General features: G+C 41.7%; 23 protein-coding genes and 1 tRNA gene. 10 read left to right on the forward strand and 14 right to left on the reverse strand.

Features of this window, described 5'->3' with window-relative positions; genetic code table 11:
* Window positions 1-137: 137 nt before the first annotated feature.
* From OQX62_RS19375 to OQX62_RS19390, 4 genes are read right to left on the reverse strand one after another with little or no spacing between them, the layout of a single operon-like run.
* On the reverse strand, window positions 138-1,049 hold the full coding sequence (locus OQX62_RS19375) for a ribonuclease Z (protein WP_265833282.1): 912 nt from the start codon (window positions 1,047-1,049) through the stop codon (window positions 138-140).
* The gene (locus tag OQX62_RS19380) at window positions 1,049-1,438 is read right to left on the reverse strand and encodes an STAS domain-containing protein (RefSeq protein ID WP_265833283.1); all 390 of its coding nucleotides are present in this window, start codon (window positions 1,436-1,438) and stop codon (window positions 1,049-1,051) included. Before OQX62_RS19380 ends, OQX62_RS19375 begins: the two co-directional genes overlap by 1 nt.
* Before the next feature lie 44 nt (window positions 1,439-1,482).
* Window positions 1,483-2,427: a phosphoribosylaminoimidazolesuccinocarboxamide synthase gene (locus OQX62_RS19385; RefSeq protein ID WP_265833284.1), complete on the reverse strand. Its 945-nt coding sequence runs from the start codon at window positions 2,425-2,427 to the stop codon at window positions 1,483-1,485.
* A gap of 34 nt (window positions 2,428-2,461) precedes the next feature.
* On the reverse strand, window positions 2,462-3,433 hold the full coding sequence (locus tag OQX62_RS19390) for a PhoH family protein (protein WP_265833285.1): 972 nt from the start codon (window positions 3,431-3,433) through the stop codon (window positions 2,462-2,464).
* A gap of 102 nt (window positions 3,434-3,535) precedes the next feature.
* Between OQX62_RS19390 and OQX62_RS19395 the strand changes: the two genes are divergently transcribed.
* The 3 genes from OQX62_RS19395 (at window position 3,536) to OQX62_RS19405 (ending at window position 5,034) form a co-directional block, all read left to right on the forward strand.
* Complete coding sequence (locus OQX62_RS19395; RefSeq protein WP_265833286.1) at window positions 3,536-4,315, forward strand: SAM hydrolase/SAM-dependent halogenase family protein; 780 nt, start codon at window positions 3,536-3,538, stop codon at window positions 4,313-4,315.
* Between the two features lie 63 nt (window positions 4,316-4,378).
* Window positions 4,379-4,891 (forward strand): hypothetical protein, encoded by a 513-nt coding sequence (locus OQX62_RS19400; RefSeq protein WP_265833287.1) that lies wholly within the window; start codon window positions 4,379-4,381, stop codon window positions 4,889-4,891.
* Window positions 4,888-5,034 carry a hypothetical protein gene (locus OQX62_RS19405; protein WP_265833288.1) on the forward strand — a complete coding sequence of 49 codons (147 nt, stop codon included), beginning with the start codon at window positions 4,888-4,890 and terminating at the stop codon, window positions 5,032-5,034. The genes OQX62_RS19400 and OQX62_RS19405 overlap by 4 nt, the downstream gene beginning before the upstream one ends.
* On the opposite strand, the gene OQX62_RS19410 is transcribed toward OQX62_RS19405, so the two are convergent.
* From OQX62_RS19410 to rpsO, 6 genes are all read right to left on the reverse strand, one after another.
* Window positions 5,027-6,217 carry a DUF1015 domain-containing protein gene (locus OQX62_RS19410; protein WP_265833289.1) on the reverse strand — a complete coding sequence of 397 codons (1,191 nt, stop codon included), beginning with the start codon at window positions 6,215-6,217 and terminating at the stop codon, window positions 5,027-5,029. The genes OQX62_RS19405 and OQX62_RS19410 overlap by 8 nt on opposite strands.
* Window positions 6,218-6,272: 55 nt before the next feature.
* Window positions 6,273-7,223, reverse strand: a complete 951-nt coding sequence (locus OQX62_RS19415) for a D-2-hydroxyacid dehydrogenase (protein WP_265833290.1) — start codon at window positions 7,221-7,223, stop codon at window positions 6,273-6,275.
* On the reverse strand, window positions 7,223-8,296 hold the full coding sequence (serC, locus tag OQX62_RS19420) for a 3-phosphoserine/phosphohydroxythreonine transaminase (protein WP_265833291.1): 1,074 nt from the start codon (window positions 8,294-8,296) through the stop codon (window positions 7,223-7,225). Before serC ends, OQX62_RS19415 begins: the two co-directional genes overlap by 1 nt.
* A gap of 94 nt (window positions 8,297-8,390) precedes the next feature.
* Window positions 8,391-9,059 carry a ribulose-phosphate 3-epimerase gene (gene rpe / locus OQX62_RS19425; RefSeq protein WP_265833292.1) on the reverse strand — a complete coding sequence of 223 codons (669 nt, stop codon included), beginning with the start codon at window positions 9,057-9,059 and terminating at the stop codon, window positions 8,391-8,393.
* Between the two features lie 73 nt (window positions 9,060-9,132).
* On the reverse strand, window positions 9,133-11,280 hold the full coding sequence (gene pnp, locus OQX62_RS19430; RefSeq protein WP_265833293.1) for a polyribonucleotide nucleotidyltransferase: 2,148 nt from the start codon (window positions 11,278-11,280) through the stop codon (window positions 9,133-9,135).
* Between the two features lie 117 nt (window positions 11,281-11,397).
* Window positions 11,398-11,703, reverse strand: coding sequence for a 30S ribosomal protein S15 (gene rpsO, locus OQX62_RS19435; protein WP_265833294.1), 306 nt, complete (start codon window positions 11,701-11,703; stop codon window positions 11,398-11,400).
* Between the two features lie 95 nt (window positions 11,704-11,798).
* Here rpsO and OQX62_RS19440 point away from each other — a divergent pair, with 95 nt between their 5' ends.
* Window positions 11,799-12,218 (forward strand): acyl-CoA thioesterase, encoded by a 420-nt coding sequence (locus tag OQX62_RS19440; RefSeq protein WP_265833295.1) that lies wholly within the window; start codon window positions 11,799-11,801, stop codon window positions 12,216-12,218.
* Here OQX62_RS19440 and OQX62_RS19445 read toward each other — a convergent pair.
* Window positions 12,215-12,622, reverse strand: a complete 408-nt coding sequence (locus tag OQX62_RS19445; RefSeq protein WP_265833296.1) for a DUF983 domain-containing protein — start codon at window positions 12,620-12,622, stop codon at window positions 12,215-12,217. The two genes, OQX62_RS19440 and OQX62_RS19445, sit on opposite strands and share 4 nt — an antisense overlap.
* Before the next feature lie 65 nt (window positions 12,623-12,687).
* Window positions 12,688-13,269 carry a Crp/Fnr family transcriptional regulator gene (locus tag OQX62_RS19450; RefSeq protein WP_265833297.1) on the reverse strand — a complete coding sequence of 194 codons (582 nt, stop codon included), beginning with the start codon at window positions 13,267-13,269 and terminating at the stop codon, window positions 12,688-12,690.
* Between the two features lie 125 nt (window positions 13,270-13,394).
* On the opposite strand from OQX62_RS19450, the gene OQX62_RS19455 reads away from it, so the two are divergent.
* A complete protein-coding gene (locus OQX62_RS19455) occupies window positions 13,395-14,192 on the forward strand; it encodes a DUF3575 domain-containing protein (protein ID WP_265833298.1) in 798 nt (265 codons plus the stop codon).
* Between the two features lie 173 nt (window positions 14,193-14,365).
* Here OQX62_RS19455 and OQX62_RS19460 read toward each other — a convergent pair whose 3' ends face one another.
* Window positions 14,366-15,352, reverse strand: coding sequence for a D-alanine--D-alanine ligase (locus OQX62_RS19460; protein WP_265833299.1), 987 nt, complete (start codon window positions 15,350-15,352; stop codon window positions 14,366-14,368).
* A gap of 123 nt (window positions 15,353-15,475) precedes the next feature.
* Between OQX62_RS19460 and OQX62_RS19465 the strand changes: the two genes are divergently transcribed.
* From OQX62_RS19465 to OQX62_RS19485, 5 genes are all read left to right on the forward strand, one after another.
* Window positions 15,476-16,249 (forward strand): PASTA domain-containing protein, encoded by a 774-nt coding sequence (locus OQX62_RS19465; RefSeq protein ID WP_265833300.1) that lies wholly within the window; start codon window positions 15,476-15,478, stop codon window positions 16,247-16,249.
* 15 nt (window positions 16,250-16,264) lie between these two features.
* On the forward strand, window positions 16,265-17,326 hold the full coding sequence (gene mltG, locus OQX62_RS19470) for an endolytic transglycosylase MltG (RefSeq protein WP_265833301.1): 1,062 nt from the start codon (window positions 16,265-16,267) through the stop codon (window positions 17,324-17,326).
* A gap of 1 nt (window position 17,327) precedes the next feature.
* Window positions 17,328-17,735 carry an acyl-CoA thioesterase gene (locus OQX62_RS19475; protein ID WP_265833302.1) on the forward strand — a complete coding sequence of 136 codons (408 nt, stop codon included), beginning with the start codon at window positions 17,328-17,330 and terminating at the stop codon, window positions 17,733-17,735.
* A 14-nt stretch (window positions 17,736-17,749) separates the two neighbouring features.
* Complete coding sequence (locus tag OQX62_RS19480) at window positions 17,750-18,739, forward strand: YihY/virulence factor BrkB family protein (protein WP_265833303.1); 990 nt, start codon at window positions 17,750-17,752, stop codon at window positions 18,737-18,739.
* A gap of 96 nt (window positions 18,740-18,835) precedes the next feature.
* Window positions 18,836-18,925 (forward strand) — tRNA-Ser (locus OQX62_RS19485).
* Between the two features lie 353 nt (window positions 18,926-19,278).
* On the opposite strand, the gene OQX62_RS19490 is transcribed toward OQX62_RS19485, so the two are convergent.
* Window positions 19,279-19,656: a hypothetical protein gene (locus OQX62_RS19490; protein WP_265833304.1), complete on the reverse strand. Its 378-nt coding sequence runs from the start codon at window positions 19,654-19,656 to the stop codon at window positions 19,279-19,281.
* Window positions 19,657-19,878: the final 222 nt, after the last annotated feature.

Consider the following 19,878-nt stretch of genomic DNA (forward strand, 5'->3'; position numbering starts at 1 on the left):
GCACCCTGCCCGGATGAAGGAACCTTTACAGAAACGTCCTTAAAATAATTGATCCTTGTATTTCTGACCTGCAAGATTTTGCATTTCGCAAAATGTTGAGTCAGAAATACAAGGATCAATTATTTTTAGACAGCTCTTTAAATGGTGTATGTTTCCCCTTCGATCGCCAATTCCACCTCCGGAAAGACCGTCCTCGCTTCTTCCAGTAAGGGTGCCAACGACTTATACCTTGATGAAAAATGACCAATGATCAGATTCCTTACGTTATTTCTCTTTGCAATCTGCGCTGCCTGTAATGCCGTACTGTGATGTGTGATATTCGCACGCTCCAGCATATCATCCATAAACGTGGCTTCATGATACAGCGTGGTACATCCGTTCAGCATATGCTCATAAGTACCATCCGCTAAGGTATCCGAACAGTAACAATAAGACCTTGGTGCGTCAGAATCTATCGTATATTCTTCATTCAACAGCACTCTTCCGTCCGGCATCGTAATGTCCAGTCCTCTTTTCAGCATTGGATAATATTCCGTCTGGATCTGTTCTGCTTCCAGTTTCTCCACAATTACCCTCCGCAAACGTTTCTTCTGCGTGAACCTGAATCCGGTGCAGGGTATACGGTGGTTCAACACAATTGTTTCTACCGTCAGGTCTGTATTTTCGTAAATCAGTTTAGGCTCATCCGCGTCAATTGCATAGAATTCCAGCTCATACTTCAGGTGAGTCTCTGAATACTTAAACTGTATCTCCAGGATATCCTTCAGCGCTGCCGGTGCAAAGATCAGGAAGGGCTTGATCCGGCCATTCAAATGCATTGTAGACAGCAGACCAATCAAACCAAAGTAATGATCACCATGGAGGTGACTGATAAAAACCATATCAATTTTACTCGCTTTGATACCGAATCTGATCAGTTGCTGCTGTGTACCTTCACCGCAGTCAATCAGATAGAACTTCTCATTGGAATTTAGCAGCTGTGCGGTAGGATTTCTGTTAAAAACAGGAGTAGCGGAACTACTCCCTAAAATAGTGACTTCAAACTTCATTAATTACTCTGATCAAAACTTCCCAGCAACTCCTTTTCAATTTCTTCCATAAAGATCAGGTCTTCTGCCTCACTCAGATTGCCCACTATGTTCAGCGACTGGTCCAGACTGGACATTTCCAGCAGCTGATGGATACAAGGGGCAATATCTGTTATAATAAATAAGCCGTTTGCTTTTTTGCAGAGTCTGTCCCCTACCAGCAAACAACTCAGGTCCTGTGAATCAATACATTCAGTAACCATCGATAAATCAAGTACAATATTACAGTAGCCCTCTGCATTTAACAGAATGAATTCCGATTTCAATCTGGGTGCATTGTCATTCGTAAACTTGTTTTCATCAAGTTTGATCACCACATACTTTTCGTGTTTATCTACTGAAAACTTCATAATTACATTTATTAGATGGTAACAAATTAAGTATTTTATTTGAATTAAAGCGTATTCAAACTCTTTAAAACATTTTGTTCTATGCGCTGAGGGATGTTATCATGATCATTTTTCACAAAAGTATCACCCGTAATCTGCTCATACAGCTCAATATACCTGTCAGAAATTGATGCGACTATATCTGGCGTCATTACCGGCACTACCTGTCCGTCCTTACCCTGAAATCCGTTCTCAATTAACCACTTGCGTACAAACTCTTTGGAAAGCTGTTTTTGCGGCTCATCAGCATCCTGTCTTTCCTGGTAACCTTCAGCATAAAAATAACGCGAAGAATCCGGTGTGTGAATCTCATCAATCAGGAAAATTTCATCCCCTACCTTACCAAATTCATATTTGGTATCTACCAGGATCAGTCCGCGTTCTGCAGCAATCTCAGTTCCTCTTTTATACAGTGCCTGCGTAAACTCTTCCAGTTTATCATAGTCCACCATCGAAACAATACCCTTAGCAAGAATATCCGCCCTGGAGATATCTTCATCATGTCCAACATGTGCCTTGGTAGTTGGCGTAATGATCGGCTCAGGTAATTTATCATTTTCCTTCAGTCCTTCTGGCAGACTCACACCGCAAACACTACGTTTACCAGCGCTGTATTCACGCCATGCATGACCAGCTAAATAGCCGCGGATCACCATTTCTACCTTGAAAGGCTCACAAATCCTGCCTATGGTCACCATCTCATCAGGTACGGCCAGCACCCAGTTGGGTACAATGTCAGCCGTAGCCTTTAAAAACTTTGCTGCAATCTGGTTCAGCACCTGTCCTTTAAAAGGAATTGCCTCTGGCAGGACTACATCAAACGCAGAAATCCTGTCCGTTACCACCATCGCCATTAAACGGTGGTCTATGGTATATACATCACGTACCTTACCCTTATAAAAATTGCTCTGTTTTGGAAAATTAAAATTTGTTTCTCTTATTGCTTTCATGTTGTTGATGTATCACATCAATTATTGTTAAAAATTACTGTATATCTCCGTATGCCTTTAATATTCTTTTCACCAGTTTATGGCGAACCACGTCCTCCCCTGTCAGATAAATAATTTCTATTCCAGGTATATCATCCAGAATGCGCAAGGCATTGAAGAGACCTGACATTTGTTTTTTCGGTAAATCGATCTGCGTTACGTCGCCCGTTACAATAAATTTCGCCGTTGGCCCCATCCTTGTCAGGAACATTTTCAGCTGCAGATCTGTCGAGTTCTGTGCCTCATCCAAGATCACGAAACAGTTGTCCAGTGTCCTTCCCCGCATAAAAGCAAGAGGGGCAATTTCTATTGTTCTGTTCTCCAGGTAAAGCTTCAGTTTTTCTGCCGGAATCATGTCGTCCAGCGCATCATAAAGCGGTCGCAGGTAAGGATCCACCTTTTCCTTCAGATCACCCGGCAGGAAGCCTAAACTTTCCCCCGCTTCCACCGCAGGTCTCGTCAGGATAATCCTTTTGATCTCTTTATTTTTCAGCGCACGTACTGCCATGGCTACTGCCGTATAGGTTTTACCCGTACCTGCAGGACCAATCGCAAACACCACGTCATTTTTCACAATGCTGTCTACCATCCTGCGCTGATTGGCAGTCCGGGCTTTGATCATCATCCCGTTGTTGCCAAATACGATCACCTCACCACCACCTCCGTTTACCTTTTCAGCAGTGGGGGCAGCTGTACCATTTGGCTCAGCAGTTTTTTTGACACTCAGAATAGATTCTACTTCACCCGAATTCAGGGAGCCGTATTTGTCCAGTTGTTCAATCAGCATACTGAACTTCGCGTCAAAGATTTTTTGTTCACTTTCGTCACCTAACACCTTAACCTCATTGCCTCTGGCAACTATCTTAAGCTTCGGGAAAGCACGTTTGATGAGCTCATAATTTTCATTATTTGCACCCCAGAATTGTGCCGGATCTACTGTTTCTAATATTAATTTCAGTTCGTTCAAAATATTGTTTTTTAGATAGAGGTGTATATTTTGATATAAAAGTTGAATATTTGTAGGCGATTTGCCGCTTACGCAAGAATAAGAATAAATATTCAATTTTTAATGGCCATTATCACTTTAACAACAGATTTAGGTTCCAAAGATTTTTATCAGGCTGCCCTCAAAGGCAGTATACTGACGATCTTGCCTACAGCTAATATTGTTGATATCACCCATGAGGTTCCTTCGTTCGACATTTCTTATGCGGCATTCGTGCTCAAAAACGTATATCCTTATTTTCCTAAAGGTACTGTCCACCTGATCGGTATAGATTCCGTGTTCAGCGAAAACACCAAATACGTGGGACTCAAACATAACGACCACTTTTTTGTGGGGGCCGATAACGGGATCTTTTCCCTGCTCTTTGATGGCAAGCCCGATGAAATTGTAGAGCTCAATATTATGCAGGACCTGAAGTATCTTCACTTCCCGCTGGTAGACATTTTTGTAAAGGCAGCTATCCATCTCGCCAAAGGCGGCAAGCTGAAAGATATCGGATTGCCGACCGACAGCATCGAGGAACGTATGCTCCTGAATCCGGTGATTGAAAAAGATATGATCCGCGGCAGCGTGATTTATATCGATACTTTCTGCAATGTCATTACCAATATTACCAAAGAACTGTTCACCAAGATCCAGCGCAACAGGGATTTCACCTTGTTTTTCCGTAAAAGCGAAACCATCACACAGCTCAGCTGGCATTATAACGAAGTTCCTGAAGGGGAAAAACTCTGTTTATTCGGGATCAGTAATCACCTGGAAATTGCGATCAATAAGGGCAAGGCCAGCGGTTTGCTCGGTCTGCACCTCAACGATATCGTCCGGATCCAGTTCCATCCTTAAGCTTCCTGCTGCATTCACCTCAGCTGAGGCATGGAGTTTGCTTTGATTAAAATAAAAAGCGACATGATCAGAATTTTCCTTTTATTATTTTGTCTGACTTTCAGTTACGGGGCTGTTGCACAGTCGAATGACACAAGTGCTTACCTGACCCAGCGACTCAAAATCAATTCCTTACTTGCAGACCGTAGTGCGAGATTCGGACAATACGACCTGAGCCTGAATGCCAGAACGGGCATATTTGGCCTGCAGACCAAACAGGATCTGAAAAATTCAAACGAGATCCTGAGGGCCATTATTCTGAACGACAATAATATTTTCAGGGAGCTGAAGATCCTGATGAATTATAAAGACCAGCAGGTACAGCAAGTACAGAGCACTGCGAGCAGCACAAAGAAACGTATCGCAGGTTATATGCTATCGATCAAAAACCTGCAGGAACAAAATGAGATGTTAAAAGAACGCGCCGATAAAGTAGAAGCAAAAACCAATACTTCCACCTACATCATCATCCTTTTATCCCTGATTATTGTTGGCGGAGGGATTTTTTTCTATACCAAACTGAAGCCAAGCGTATGAAAAAATCATTCTTCAAGATCCTGGTCAGACTCAATAAAGCCATTTTACCAAGCTATTATGACCATGACCTTTCCAAACTCAGCAACCTCCAGAAAGCCATAATCGGCTACAGGTACTGGGCACTGACCAACTCGCTTAAGTAATCCTGTTCGTCAGCAATCCCACTAAAAACTTGGGCTCTATCCAGGTAGATTTAGGCGGCATTACTTTATGCTCATCAGCTACTTTCATCAGCTGATCCACTGTGACTGCGTGCAGCGTGAACGCGATCACATACAAACCATTGTCTACCATTTCCTGCAATTTTTCCACCGCTACCACAGCTCCTTCAAAGGAAATCCTGGTGTCTGTCCGGGGATCTTTAATTTTCAGCAGCGGCTCCAAAATATGTTCCTGTAAAATACTGACATCCAGCGAAGCAACCGCGTCCTGCTCATCAAACAGTCCGGCTCTTGGTCGCACATAATACCATTCATTTTCCAGGTACATCCCTATCACATGCAACGCGTCGGGCTCTACCCTGCCCGGTGATTTTTCCACTTCAAAATCCTCCTCCAGCAGCTTCAGAAACCCCGCTTTTCCCAGGCCGCTCAGGTCCTTCACCAGCCGGTTATACTGCAGAATCCTCACCTCTTCCGTACTCATATATACCGTAGAAAAACAATCCATTTTTGCCATCGCCGCTGCCCGGTGATGGCCATCTGCGATATACACAGCATCCATATTCCGGAATGCTGAAGTGATCAGATCGATGTCCGCTTCCTCATCCACTACCCAGACGCGGTGCAGACTTTTGTCCTTCAGCACAAAATCAACTACAGGCTGAGTTTCCATATATTCTTTCGTCAGTCCGTCAATCACCTGATCCGGCCGGTAAGTGATCAGCACAGGATTCGCATCCAGTCCCGTTTGCTGCATATAATCACTCAGCTGCTTTTCTCTCCGCTCTACCGTCAGCTCATGTTTTTTGATGCTTCCGTCCAGATAGCTGCTCACCTCGCTTAAGGCCCATATCCCATGCTGTACCAAACCATTACAACTGATCTGATAGATATAGTAAGCTGGCTGCGAAACTTGCACCAGCACATCTAAATGAAGGAAATCTTCTAAATTTTCCTGAATTTTTTTATAAATCAGGTCCTGGCGACTCCCCCGTAGATAAGGATGTTCTAAAGCAGGGTTAATGAGGTGGAGAAAACTAAAGCTGTTTTCAGACGCAATGAGTTTTGCCTCTCCGGTACTGTAATTTTCGAGTGGCCATGTTACCACGTCACGCTGCAGATGTGCAGCTGGAATAAGCGCTTTAAAGGGCTTGATTAGCGGCATGAAAAATTGTCATTTGGTTAGGGACTCAATATAATCAAATCCCTAACCATTTAACTTATTTCTTAAAAAATGCGATGATCAGTGAAGCTAATTCTTCACCAATACGCTCCTGTGCTTCATTTGTAGCCGCACCAATATGCGGTGTCAATGAAATTTTAGGGTGTTTTAAAATCGCCTGTAAAGGTGTTGGCTCATTGTCAAACACGTCCAAACCAGCAAAAGCAACCTTAGCGCTGTCCAGTGCATTGATCAATGCCTGTTCATCAATTGTACCCCCTCTTGAGCAGTTTACAATACCTACACCCGGTTTCATCTGGTCAAACTCCGCAGCGCCTAAAATAGGACGGTCTGCAAAAGGCGTATGTAAAGTAATAAAATCACTGTTCGCAATGACTTCTTCCAGTGCCACTGTTTTCACCGGTACATCCAGAGAAAGATCACCCTGGAATTTCAGGGTCAGCTGACCATCAAAAGGATAAAGATCATAAGCCAGCACATTCATACCCAGACCTAAAGCCAGTGTAGCTGTTTCTCTGCCTATTCTGCCGAAACCGATGATCCCTAAAGTTTTACCTCTCAGTTCAGTTCCTTTAGCATATGCCTTTTTCAAAGCATTGAAATTGGTATCCCCTTCAACAGGCATTTTTCTGTTCGCATCCTGCAGGAAACGAATACCCGTAAATAAGTGAGCAAATACCAGTTCAGCTACAGACAATGAAGATGCAGCAGGTGTATTGATTACAGCCAGGCCTTTTTCACGGGCATATTCTACATCAATATTATCCATTCCAACTCCACCACGTCCAATTAATTTCAAATTAGGCACTGCATCAATCAGTTCCTTACGCACTTTAGTTGCACTTCTCACCGTGATCGCATCGTAATGCTGTAATGCTTCCACTAATTTATCCTGTGCAACAGTTTCCGTATCCACAATAAAACCGGCTTCTTCTAATAATTTCTTTCCGATAGGATCAATCCCGTCGTTGGCAAGTATCTTAATCATTAATTCTTGTTTTTGTTATTTTCTTCAAAATCCTGCATTAATTCCACTAATCTGTGTACGCTCGTAATCGGCAAAGCATTGTAAATCGATGCTCTGAAACCACCTACACTTCTGTGTCCTTTGATGCCTTCCATTCCATTTTCCTCCGCATATTTAAGGAATGGTTTTTCCAGTTCAGGGTTCTCCATAACGAAACACACGTTCATTCTTGAACGGTCTTCCACCGCACAGGTACCTTTGAATAAAGGATTTCTGTCGATCTCTTTATATAGTGCATTCGCTTTAGCGATATTTTCTTTTTCGATTTCAGCAACTCCACCCTTAGATTTTAACCATCTCAGGTTCAGCATCGCCACATAGATCGCGAATACAGGAGGTGTATTGTACATCGATCCGCCATCAATATGTTGTTTGTAGTCCAGCATAGAAGGGATTTTATTCGTTGTTTTACCTAAAATCGAATCTTTTACAATCACTACCGTTGCACCAGCCGGACCAATGTTTTTCTGTGCACCAGCATAGATCAGGTCATATTTGGATACATCAATTACCCTGCTCATGATGTCAGACGACATGTCACAAACAATAGGCACTTCAGTTTCAGGTAAAGCAAACATTTCAGTACCGTAAATCGTATTATTAGACGTGCAATGGAAATAAACACTGTCTGCCGGCACCACATAATCCTTAGGAATATAAGTGAAGTTAGCTTCCTTTGAAGAAGCTACAATATTAGCCGTACCAAAATTCTTAACCTCTTTAATTGCCTTGTTAGCCCAAACACCCGTTTCAAGGTAACTTGCAGTTTCACCTGCATTCAATAAGTTCATTGGAACCATTGCAAACTGCAGACTTGCACCACCTTGTAAAAATAAAACGGAGTAACCTTCAGGCACATTTAACAATTCTTTCACTAGTTTAACAGCTTCCTCCATAACTGCCTCGAACTCAGGGGAACGGTGCGACATTTCAAGGATCGATAAACCGTCCTTAAAATCCAAAACAGCCTGTGACGCCTGTTTAAATACTTCCTGAGGTAAAATGCAGGGACCTGCTCCAAAATTATGTCTCATTTTATATGCTATTTATTGGTTGTAAATGTAATTGTTTTATCGAAATAATGATCAGATTTTAGCAATTATCTACTAAGATCGTAGATGTTGTATACTAACCTGTAATGCCTGCCGAAATCTGCTTCATCGACGTGATCATCCCCTGCGGCGAGGGAGCTGCGAATACAGCATTTCCCGCTACCAGCACGTTGGCACCAGCGGCAATCAGCTCAGCTGCATTGTGCAGACTCACTCCCCCGTCCACTTCAATCAGCAGGCCGGGATTCAGCGAGGCAGCCATGCTACGCAGCTCCTGGATTTTACGGTAGGTATTCGCGATAAACTGTTGTCCACCGAAACCCGGGTTAACCGACATGATGAGCACCATGTCCAGGTCATGCAAAATATCTTTCAGCAGTGCTACCGGTGTATGCGGGTTCAGTGCTACACAAGCTTTTGCTCCTGCGGCATGTATCGTTTGAATCGTTTTATGTAAATGCGTACAGGCTTCATAGTGTACCGTGATACTTGCTGCACCTGCGGCAACAAAGCGCTCGATGTAATGATCCGGATTGATGATCATCAGGTGTACGTCCAGCGGCTTCGCTGCATAGCGGCTGATCGCTTCCATGACCGGAAAACCAAAAGAGATATTAGGTACAAACACACCATCCATTATATCTACATGAAACCAGTCTGCATCACTGGCATTAATCATTTCAATATCGCGTTGTAAATTGGCAAAATCTGCAGCCAGTACAGAAGGGGCAATCAGGTGCTTCATCTGGTAAAGTTAAAAAATAAAGTTATTTCTAAAACAAAAAACCCCGCAAATTGCGGGGTTTCGTTGTCATATATTAAGCAGGTTTGTTTTCCTGCGTGCCTTCCGGTTTAGCGGGGCGTGGAAGTAAAGCTTTTCTTGAAAGCTTCATTTTTCCTTGTTTATCGATGTCCAGTAGTTTAACCTGGATTTTGTCGCCTTCTTTCAGCACGCCATCCATAGTTTCCAAACGCTCATGAGAAATCTCAGAGATGTGCAGTAAACCATCTTTACCCGGCATGATTTCAACAAATGCACCAAATGGCATGATTGATTTCACTTTACCATCGTAAGTAGCACCTATGTCCGGTTTAGCAGCAATTGCGTTGATACGTTTCACAGCAGCATCAATTGCAGCCTTATTATCTGCGAAAATTTCAACGATACCTTTGTTGCCAACTTCCTCGATAGAGATAGAAGCACCAGTTTCACGTTGCATTTCCTGGATAATTTTACCGCCCGGACCAATTACAGCACCTATAAATTCCTTGTCAATACTCAGGGATACGATACGCGGAGCGTGATCCTTGTAATCTTCACGTGGAGCAGAGATCGTTTTCTTCATCTCATTTAAGATGTGTAAACGTGCCTCATTAGCTTGTTTCAGGGCAGCAGTTAACACTTCCCATTTCAAACCATTGATTTTTAAGTCCATCTGACAAGCCACGATACCTTTTTCAGTACCAGTAACCTTAAAGTCCATATCACCTAAATGATCTTCATCACCCAGGATATCCGTAAGGATTGCATATTTACCAGTTTTCTCATCAGTAATTAATCCCATCGCGATACCCGATACAGGCGCTTTGATTTTAATACCGGCATCCATCAGTGCCAATGTACCCGCACAAACAGTCGCCATAGATGAAGAACCGTTAGATTCCAGGATATCAGAAACGATACGGATGGTGTATGGGTTTTCTTCTAATCCGGGTAATACTTTTCTTAATGAACGCATAGCCAGGTTACCGTGACCAATTTCACGACGACCAGCACCCCTGTTAGGGCGAACTTCACCAGTGGAGAAACCAGGGAAATTGTAATGCAATAAAAATTTGTTGTAACCATTGATGAAAGCACCATCAATCATTTGCTCATCATCCTTAGAACCTAAAGTAACAGTCGTTAACGATTGAGTTTCACCACGTGTAAATACTGCTGAACCGTGCGCAGATGGCAGGTAAGATACTTCAGACCAGATAGGACGTACCGTACGTACATCACGACCGTCTAAACGCATGCCTTCATCCAGTACCAGGTTACGAATGGCATCGTACTGTACATCGTGGAAATATTTTTTAGACAGGAAACCAGTTACATCATCAATGCCTTCGCCCAATGTTGCGATGAAATCCATTAAGATTGCACCGAAAGCATCACCACGCTCGCCTTTTGAAGTCTGACTTTTTGCTACTGCATATACTTTATCATAAGTTGCAGCATATACCTGCTCTTTCAGCTCAGGGTTGCTGTCTTCATGAGAATAGGTACGTTTTACCGTTTTACCCACTAATTCAGCCAGTTCTTTCTGTGCCTGAACCTGGATTACGATTGCTTTGTGTGCAAATTCAATCGCTTCTACCATTTCCTCTTCAGAAATCTCGTCAGCTTCACCTTCCACCATTACGATGTCGTTCTCCGTACCTGCTACAAGGAATTCCATTGTTGCACGCTCTAAATCACTTACGTAAGGGTTGATAATTAGTTTACCGTCAATTTTAGCAACACGAACTTCAGAGATCGGGCCATTAAAAGGGATATCAGAAACCGCGATAGCCGCAGAAGCAGCTAAACCAGCCAGTGAATCCGGCATTATATTTTTGTCAGATGAGATCAAAGTGATCATTACCTGCGTATCAGAGTGATAATCTTCAGGGAACATCGGGCGTAAAGCACGGTCTACCAAACGTGAGATTAAAACCTCATAGTCAGATAATCTTGCCTCGCGACGAAGAAATCCACCCGGAATACGTCCCGCAGCAGCATATTTCTCCTGATAATCAACAGATAAAGGTAAAAAATCAACACCTGATTTTGCACCTACCGAAGAAACTACAGTAGCTAATAACATGGTATCACCCATTCTTACTACTACAGAACCATCAGCCTGTTTAGCTAATTTACCTGTTTCAATTTCAATTATTCTACCATCTCCCAGGTCGAACGATTTTTTTATTACATTCATTTACAATTTGTTGTGGTGTGTTTTCCTCTTTCTACACACCTGATTTATATAGTTATATTTTATTTTAGCAATTAAAAAAGCCATCCCTAAGAATGGCTTTTCCTGATATTGTAACGCTTATTTGCTGTCTCTTGTCGTACCAATTGGTTTGATAATATCTCTCAAGCCTAAAGATTTGATAATAGCACGGTAGCGGTTGATATCTTTTTTAAATAGATAAGCCAGGATACCACGGCGTTTACCTACTAATTTTTGAAGTGATAACTGAGTAGAGAAATCTTTACGATTTTTCTTTAAGTGTTCTGTCAAATGCGCAATACGGTATGTGAATAACGCTACCTGACCTTCTGCAGAACCAGTGTTGGTTTCTACTTCGCCGTGTTTAATGAAAATTTCGGCTTTTACTTCTTTACTTAAATACATTCTTGAATTATACTAAAGTGTATGGATTAATAATTGAGCGCAAAGATAGCGTATTTTTCAGTATATACAAATGAGAATTCTTTTACATTTGCAGAATGGAAAAGAATGCATACAGCATATTCGAGAGCGAGCTGAAAGTGAGACCAGATGATATAGATATGTTTAACCATGTCCATAACAGTAAATACTTCGACTATGTACTCGCTGCCCGTTACGATCAGATGGAAGCCTTTTACAAAATGCCTATGGAAAGCTTCCTTGAAAGTGGTTTTGGCTGGGTAGTACGCACCGCACATGTAGATTTCAAACGTCCCCTCCTTCTCGGCGATGTCATTAAAGTACGCACCGGTATCCTCACTATCAATGAAAAAGGCTGCAGGGTTCAGTTCGAAATTGAAGCTGTACGTACCGGAAAAATTGCGTCAGACGGTTATTTTGATTATGTCCTGATCGACATCAATTCCGGTAAAGGCTGTAAAGTTAACGAAGAGATGATAAAAGCTTATTCTATCTAAGCCACTTTATCACCGCTGCCCGGGATATATCCCAGTCCCGGTGTTAACCAGTGTAACAGGAAAACCCTGGAATACCTGTAGTTAAACGGGGCAAAGACAAAAACTGTCAGCAGCAGGATGCCTACATAATACCATAAGTTATCATAAACCAGTGGTAGCCCCAGAATATAGGTAGCCACGCTCGCCGTAATCATCTCCGCTACATTCATCGCATAGCTGATAAACATCGATACATAAAAGAATCCCGGTTCTCTTTCAAAACGCAGTCCGCAGTGCGGACAGTATTCATTTGTAATCTGCCCCTTAAAAGAAAGTGAATACATATTCCCGGTGAAGATATCACCCTGTCTGCATCGTGGACATTTACATTTTACTACGGCTTCGAATTTTGAGATCGGTTTCATGGTGTTCGTATTTACAATACAAAGGTACACTATAGTTGCACCCAAATTTATGACCTATGTCATATTCATTTTTTAACAATCTTACCCCGGATAAGTTTGATCTCCCCTGCCTCTGCCAGTTTTTTGATCGTCCTGATCACCGTCTCCACCCTTAGTCCGCTCATATCCGCCAGCGCCTGCCGCGTCATCTTCAGCACTGCATCTTTTTCCAGGTCGCGGCACAGGTAAGTGATCAGCGTACGCAGACGATGGTCTGCCTGTTCATTCGCCAGTTCCTCCAGCATCATCGATTTATAAAACAAGCGATTGCTCAAAGTATGGATCAGGTTCATGCTAAAATCCCGGTCCTCTTCCAGGAATTTCAGGAAACCTCCTTTGTCCACCATCACCAGCTCACAGTCTTTAGACACAATCGTATAAGCCAGATAAGGGCGATCCAGTAGTAAGGCCGGCTCACCAAAATATTGCTTTGCCTTAAAGATGCCCTGGATAAACTCCTTCCCTTCCTCATTTACCGTGACCATCCGCACTTCGCCAGTCACGATAAAGTATACATACCTCGGCTGATGTCCCGGTTCATAAATCACCTCTCCCTTTTTATGGCGACTCGTTTTAAAATGATGATCTGCTAGATATTTACTGAACATGGATCAAAAGTAGGCAAGATGGGCGATTTGACAACGCTGACGGAAAAAAAATATTAATCATACTTAACGCTGGAGCGGAAAAATAAGATACTTTTACGCTACAAAACCCTAAAATCAAATAATTTATGACGAAAACGCTTACTCAAAAACTGACTGCCTTATCAGTTGTAGTTTTATTAGGAACTTCTTTGCAATTGCACGCGCAGGTTTCTGCTGAGGGTCCTGATTACGTACCAGACGGAAACAACCTGGTAAAGATGAACGTTGCTGCACTGGCATTGAAAAACTTCTCTTTCCAGTATGAACGTGCCATAGGAAACAAAATGTCAGTGGCCATGGGCTTCCGTTTCATGCCTAAAGGAGACATTCCCTTTAAAGGAGGTATCAAAGATCTGGTAGACGATGAGCAGACTAAAAATACAATTGAAACCTTTAAAACTTCTAACATTGCCATTACCCCTGAGGTAAGATTTTATATGGGCAAAGGTGTATTTCAAGGATTTTACCTGGCGCCCTTCTTACGCTATGCAAAATACAACGCCGAAGGACCCTTTGATTTTGACGTTACCTTAACGAATGGTACCAATACACAAACCTTCACTCAATCGGTATTCTTTAAAGGTGGTGTAAATACTTACACAGGCGGTGTGCTAATTGGTGCACAATGGAAATTGAGCAAACTCGTTTACCTGGACTGGTGGATCCTTGGTCCGAGTTATGGTTTCTCTAAAGGAGGAATAGCTACACAGAAATCATTGAATGCTTTAGAGCAACAAGAACTCAGAAAGCAGATTGGCGATTTTGTAGACGATCTTCCGATTGTTAAAGCCACTTATAACGTAGATGGCAATGGTGCTAATATCGACTTTAAAGGTCCATGGGCAGGTGCCAGAGCTGGTCTTAACCTAGGCTTCAGATTCTAAAACCCAGAGGAAACATTTCCTGATCAATCTGATCATTCCATCAGCTGTCGGAGAATTTCCTTAGCTGTAAGCTAAAGATTAAAATAAATAAGGCCTGCAAGAAATCAATCTTGCAGGCCTTATTTATTTAACAGGTCAAACTACATCCGCTATCACCCTTAGGGCAAGAACAATTAGCCAATCGTTTCTTTCACCAGTTTTGTATAAAAGTCATTCAGCTTCATGCCCGAAGCAGCTACCTGCTGAGGAATAAAGCTCGTAGCTGTCTGACCCGGTATCGTATTGATCTCAATAAAATAGAAATCTTCTTCATCACCCGTCAGGATAAAATCAATACGCACCACTCCCCTGCAGTTCAGTTTCATATAAATCGCCGTAGCAATTTCTTCCACACGTTTTTTCGTTTCCGGTCTGATCGGTGCAGGCGTAGTTTCTGTAGCTACCCCCGGTGTGTATTTCGCCTCAAAATCGAAAAACTCCTTAGCCGTCTCTACCTCTGTCGCCGGTAAAACAGTCACTTTTCCATCCAGCTTCACCACCCCTACCGTGAACTCACGACCTTCGATAAACTCTTCAATCAGGATTTGTTTGTCCTCCTTAAACGCTTTGTCCAATGCCGACTGCAAGTCGTAAGGATTTTTCACCTTGCTCATACCAATGCTGCTGCCACCATTGTTCGGCTTCACAAAATAAGGGAACTGCAGTGTGTCCTTAATTTCCGCCAGACTGTATTTACCATTCTTAAAAATCTGCATAGACTTAGCCACAAACAGATTAGGGATATCCTGTACAATCGACTTTGTATAACCCTTGTTCATGGTTACTGCTGAAGTCAGCGCATCACAAGTCGTATAAGGCAGACCAATCATATCAAAATAGCCCTGTAGTTTACCATCTTCTCCCGGCGAACCGTGGATCGCGATAAACACCCCATCAAACGTGATCTTGCGCCCTTTGATCGTCACTGAAAAATCATTTCTGTCCACCTCTATTTTCATAGAGTCTACAGGTTCATGATACCAGGTCAGATCTGTCAGCATTATTTTGTAAACATCAAACTTGTCAGTATCAAGGTTATGCGCAATTGTTGCAGCACTTTTTATCGATATTACCCATTCTCCCGTAGTACCACCAGTTAATAAGGCTATTGTTTTCTTCATCAGAATATATATAAGATATGCCCCAAAAATATTAAATAGTTCAGTCAGATATGATTTAAATTCCGATAAAATATTTTTTTAATCTAAATTTGAACAAAAATACCTAACACATCAAATCAATAAATGGCTAATTTCATCACCTACTTACGGACTAAATCCTTCAGAAACAACCTTTTCGTCGCCATTATCACTGTTGTAGTCTTGCTCATTACTGCATTCTTCAGCTTAAGATATTATACCAAACATGGCCAGGGATTGAATGTTCCTGCAGTAAAAGGTCTTGCATTTAGTCAGGCTGTAGCTAAACTCGAAGAGCTTGGCCTGCGATACGAAGTAGATTCTGCCTATATTATGGATATGCCCCCAGGTACTGTGATAGATCAGGATCCCGAAGCCGATACCTTTGTAAAAGATAACAGAACAATCTATTTAACCATTAACCGTGCTACTGCACCTACCGTTAAATTTCCAGATATACAATTTAAATCATTTATTGAAGCACAGTCTATCATTAGCAGTTTCGGCTTAAAAGTAGGCGATACCGTTTATAAAGCAGATGTGAGCAGAGATGTGGTATTGGATGTATCCTTTGGCGGTCAACCTGTCAAACCAGGAGACATTATCCCTAAAGGCAGTAAGATAGACCTGTTATTGGGCGATGGTGGCGGAAATGAGGAAGTAGAAATCCCTAACCTGCTTGGCTTTACCAAAGATGAGGCTGCCTTCTCTTTAAGAGGCTCTAACCTGAAATTAGGCGAAATTACTTATGATGGAGATATTACCGATACCGCAAATGCCGTTATTGTAGCACAGAGTCCCGTGCTTTCGGATACGGTAGCTACTGTAAAAATAGGTACTGCAGTAAATATCACCCTCTCAAATAAAAAAATAAACTAGATTCCGACCAATCTCATGACTACCGAAAACACGACCAGCAAAAAAAAACCAACCACTAAAATTGTATTGATCATTTTATTAGTCCTCCTTATCGGTGGGGGCTTTTATGGCTTCAGTTTCTATAAACTGTTCTTCTCCCCTAACATTACAGGCAAAGAGAAATACCTGTATATCAAAACCGGCGGTACGATGGATGATCTGATGCATGAGATCAAGACGAAAGACCTGCTCAAAGATGAGGGCAGTTTTGTGGAGGCTGCAGCAAAAATGGATCTCGTGAACCAACGCCTTAAACCCGGTCGTTATAAACTCACTAAAAATATGAACAACAGAACCCTGATCAATACCATCAAATCCGGTAATCAGGATCCTGTGAAACTGAAATTCCAGAACATCAGGAAAAAAGAAAACTTTGCCGGTTATTTATCCAAAAGCCTGGAAGCAGATTCTTTAAGCTTTTTAAAAGTCTTGGATTCTGCTGCACTCGTAGAGAAATACGGTTTCACTACCGATAATATCTACACCATGTTTGTGCCCAACACTTACGAGATGTACTGGACTACCACCCCTATTGAATTTTTCGACAGGATGCAAAAAGAATATACCAAATTCTGGAACGCTGAACGTAAACAAAAAGCAGCCGCTTTAAACCTGACACCACAGCAAGTGACCATTCTGGCTTCTATCGTAGACGGTGAAGCCATCTATGATAAAGAAATGCCTATCATTGCCGGTCTGTACCTTAACCGTTTAAACAGGGGCATTCTTTTACAGGCAGATCCTACAGTAATCTTCGCTAATGACGACTTTACCGTAAAAAGGGTAACCAATGCCCTGCTGAGAACAGAGTCTAAATACAACACCTATAAATACGCAGGCCTGCCTCCGGGACCGATCATGATGCCCAGTATTAATGCCATTGATGCCGTACTGAACAAAAACGACAACAACTATATCTACATGTGCGCTAAAGAAGACTTTTCAGGCTACCATGCCTTTGCAGAGACTAAAGCTGAGCATGAGAAAAATGCTAACAGATACCGCGCCGCTTTAAACAAGCGCAATATATTCAGATAAGATGCATACACACAGTACCAAAATAAGAGTAAGATACAGCGAGACAGATCAGATGGGTTACGTTTATAACGGTAACTATGCCCAGTACTATGAAGTAGGCCGCGTAGAAATGCTGCGCAGCCTTGGGATGACTTATGGCGGTATGGAAGAATACGGTGTGATGATGCCCTTACTCGAACTGAAATGTAAGTTTATCAAACCGGCCTTATACGACCAGGAGCTGACCATCAAAACCACGGTTAAAGATTTACCCGGCGTAAGGATTATCTTTGACTATGAGATCTTTAACGAAGCCGAGGAGCTGATCAATATCGGTTCCACTACCCTGGTGTTTTTCGATATGGAGAAGAAAAGACCCTGCCAGCCCCCTGCCTATTTTATGGATAGAATCCTACAATACTATGTTTAGTGTATATTTGGTAAATGAATTGGGTACATCATCAATTATTAAAGCTAAAACTCTATTCTTTATTTATAGACTGGACTAAAGTCTACGTGCTGCCGGGCTTTAGCCCTTTACCGTTATATACCATTGCATCCTTCTTTTTTCAGGAGATCGGTAAAGATTCACTCGTGAATAAGGCTTCTTCCCTCGCCTATAACTTCATGCTCGCTATCTTTCCCGGAATCATCTTCCTCTTTACCCTTATACCCTTTATCCCGAAGCGTATCGGCTTCCAGGATCAGCTGATGGTTTTATTTAAGCTCATCCTGCCCTCACAGGCATTTGAAGCCTTTGAAGCTACCTTAATAGAGATCGTGAAGATCCAAAACGGAAAGTTACTCTCCTTCGGTATCTTCCTCTCTGTCTTTTTTGCCACCAATGGCGTGCATAACCTGATGAGGGCCTTTAATAAGTCGTCATTAATCGTAGAAACCCGCAGTTGGTTAAAACAGCGTTTTATTGCGCTGGTGCTTACCTTTGTGATTGCCTGCTCTCTAATCGTGACAATCGCTGCCATGTATATCGGCGAGCGCATGTTGCGCCATGTGAATACCACCCTGCACATCAAAGGTTATTTTACCACTTTTATTATAGACCTGTCCAGATGGGGATTATTAGGCATCCTCTATTTCGTGACCATTTCCATTCTTTACCGTTATGGTCCGGCCAATACCAAAAAGTGGCGGTTCTTTAGTGCGGGGTCATGGCTGGCCACTATCCTCGCCTTCCTGACCATCTGGGGATTTTCCTTCTACATTAACCACTTCGGATCTTATAATAAAGTATACGGCTCTATTGGCACTTTGATCGTCGTGATGATCTGGTTGTACCTCAATTCTTTTATACTTTTACTCGGATTTGAGCTGAATGCCAGCGTTGACCTCTCTAAAAGGAGTGTTAAAATCATCAAACAGCCTTTCAATTTGTTCAAAAAAGCGCCTTTAGAGGGCAATAATATCAGGAAATAAAAGTTTTTCTGTCTCTGTGTTAATCAGTTATAAATTAACCGTTAAAAAATCAACATCATTATTTGCAGAATCAAGCAGTATTTGTACTTTTGTCGCGGAGAGTTGGCAGAGTGGTCGATTGCGGCAGTCTTGAAAACTGTTGACTTGTAACAGGGTCCGCGGGTTCGAATCCCCCACTCTCCGCCAAGGTTATCAAAGCCTTATCAGAAACCTGCAAATCGAAAGATTAGCAGGTTTTTGTTTTAAAACGGAATTGCATCTTTCACGCCCTACCTTATGAAATGTGAGTGATCCTATAAGTAGATTGGCACGATGCTTAGATTTGCAGTTATACATGACTCATCAAATACGTTTGAATTTCTGATCTACAATAAAAAAGATACCAAACATCTTAAATCTCGTCAACTCCCGGGCTAAAATCTTCAAAATTGAATGGTCTACAGTCGATGCAAAAAAAGAAATGGTATGGGAACGCAGCTGAGATCCTTTGAAGTGGTATTTTAGCAAAGAGCGATATAAAAGAGACATCTGCTAACTTATTATTTGGTTTTCTTGTAATTATCTTTATAATTCAAAGTCATTAAGGCTTTGTTTTTCTTATAAATCATTAATAAAAATGAATTCTTATTCTTAGATAATGAATCTCCGACATCTATATATCGCTCCCAATTTCTAAATATTGAGAATTTCTCATTGTTTTTCAATACAGCATATTTGACATTGTGATTCTTTATATCAAAATATAAACTATCGACTTTACCATGTACATTTTCAGCCAATGTATCTCTTAATATTAGCTCAACTGTACTTGGGCCAGTATAAATTGAATAGATGAAAAATGCAACTGGAAAAATACAAGGAATAATGAATACAAGAGACGCGATTTTATTATCAAGCTTTGAAATATTCTCTTTCATTTTAACACCTTTATAGAGAAGATAACCATTCACGCCAATATTGATGAGCCAATATTTTGATCGTAATTAGCGACTTATCATTATCTCCTTTAACTGCTTCTATTTACAAATCGTTTTAGATTCAACGATAAATTATTGTAACAATTAAAATTGCACAAAAAAAAATATATATTGTTGCTGATCAATTTTAAACGAGTAAGTGTAAACCTCCCCTTTAAAAAG

The sequence above is a fragment of the Pedobacter sp. MR2016-24 genome, from assembly GCF_026239655.1.
In the GTDB taxonomy this organism is placed as follows: domain Bacteria; phylum Bacteroidota; class Bacteroidia; order Sphingobacteriales; family Sphingobacteriaceae; genus Pedobacter.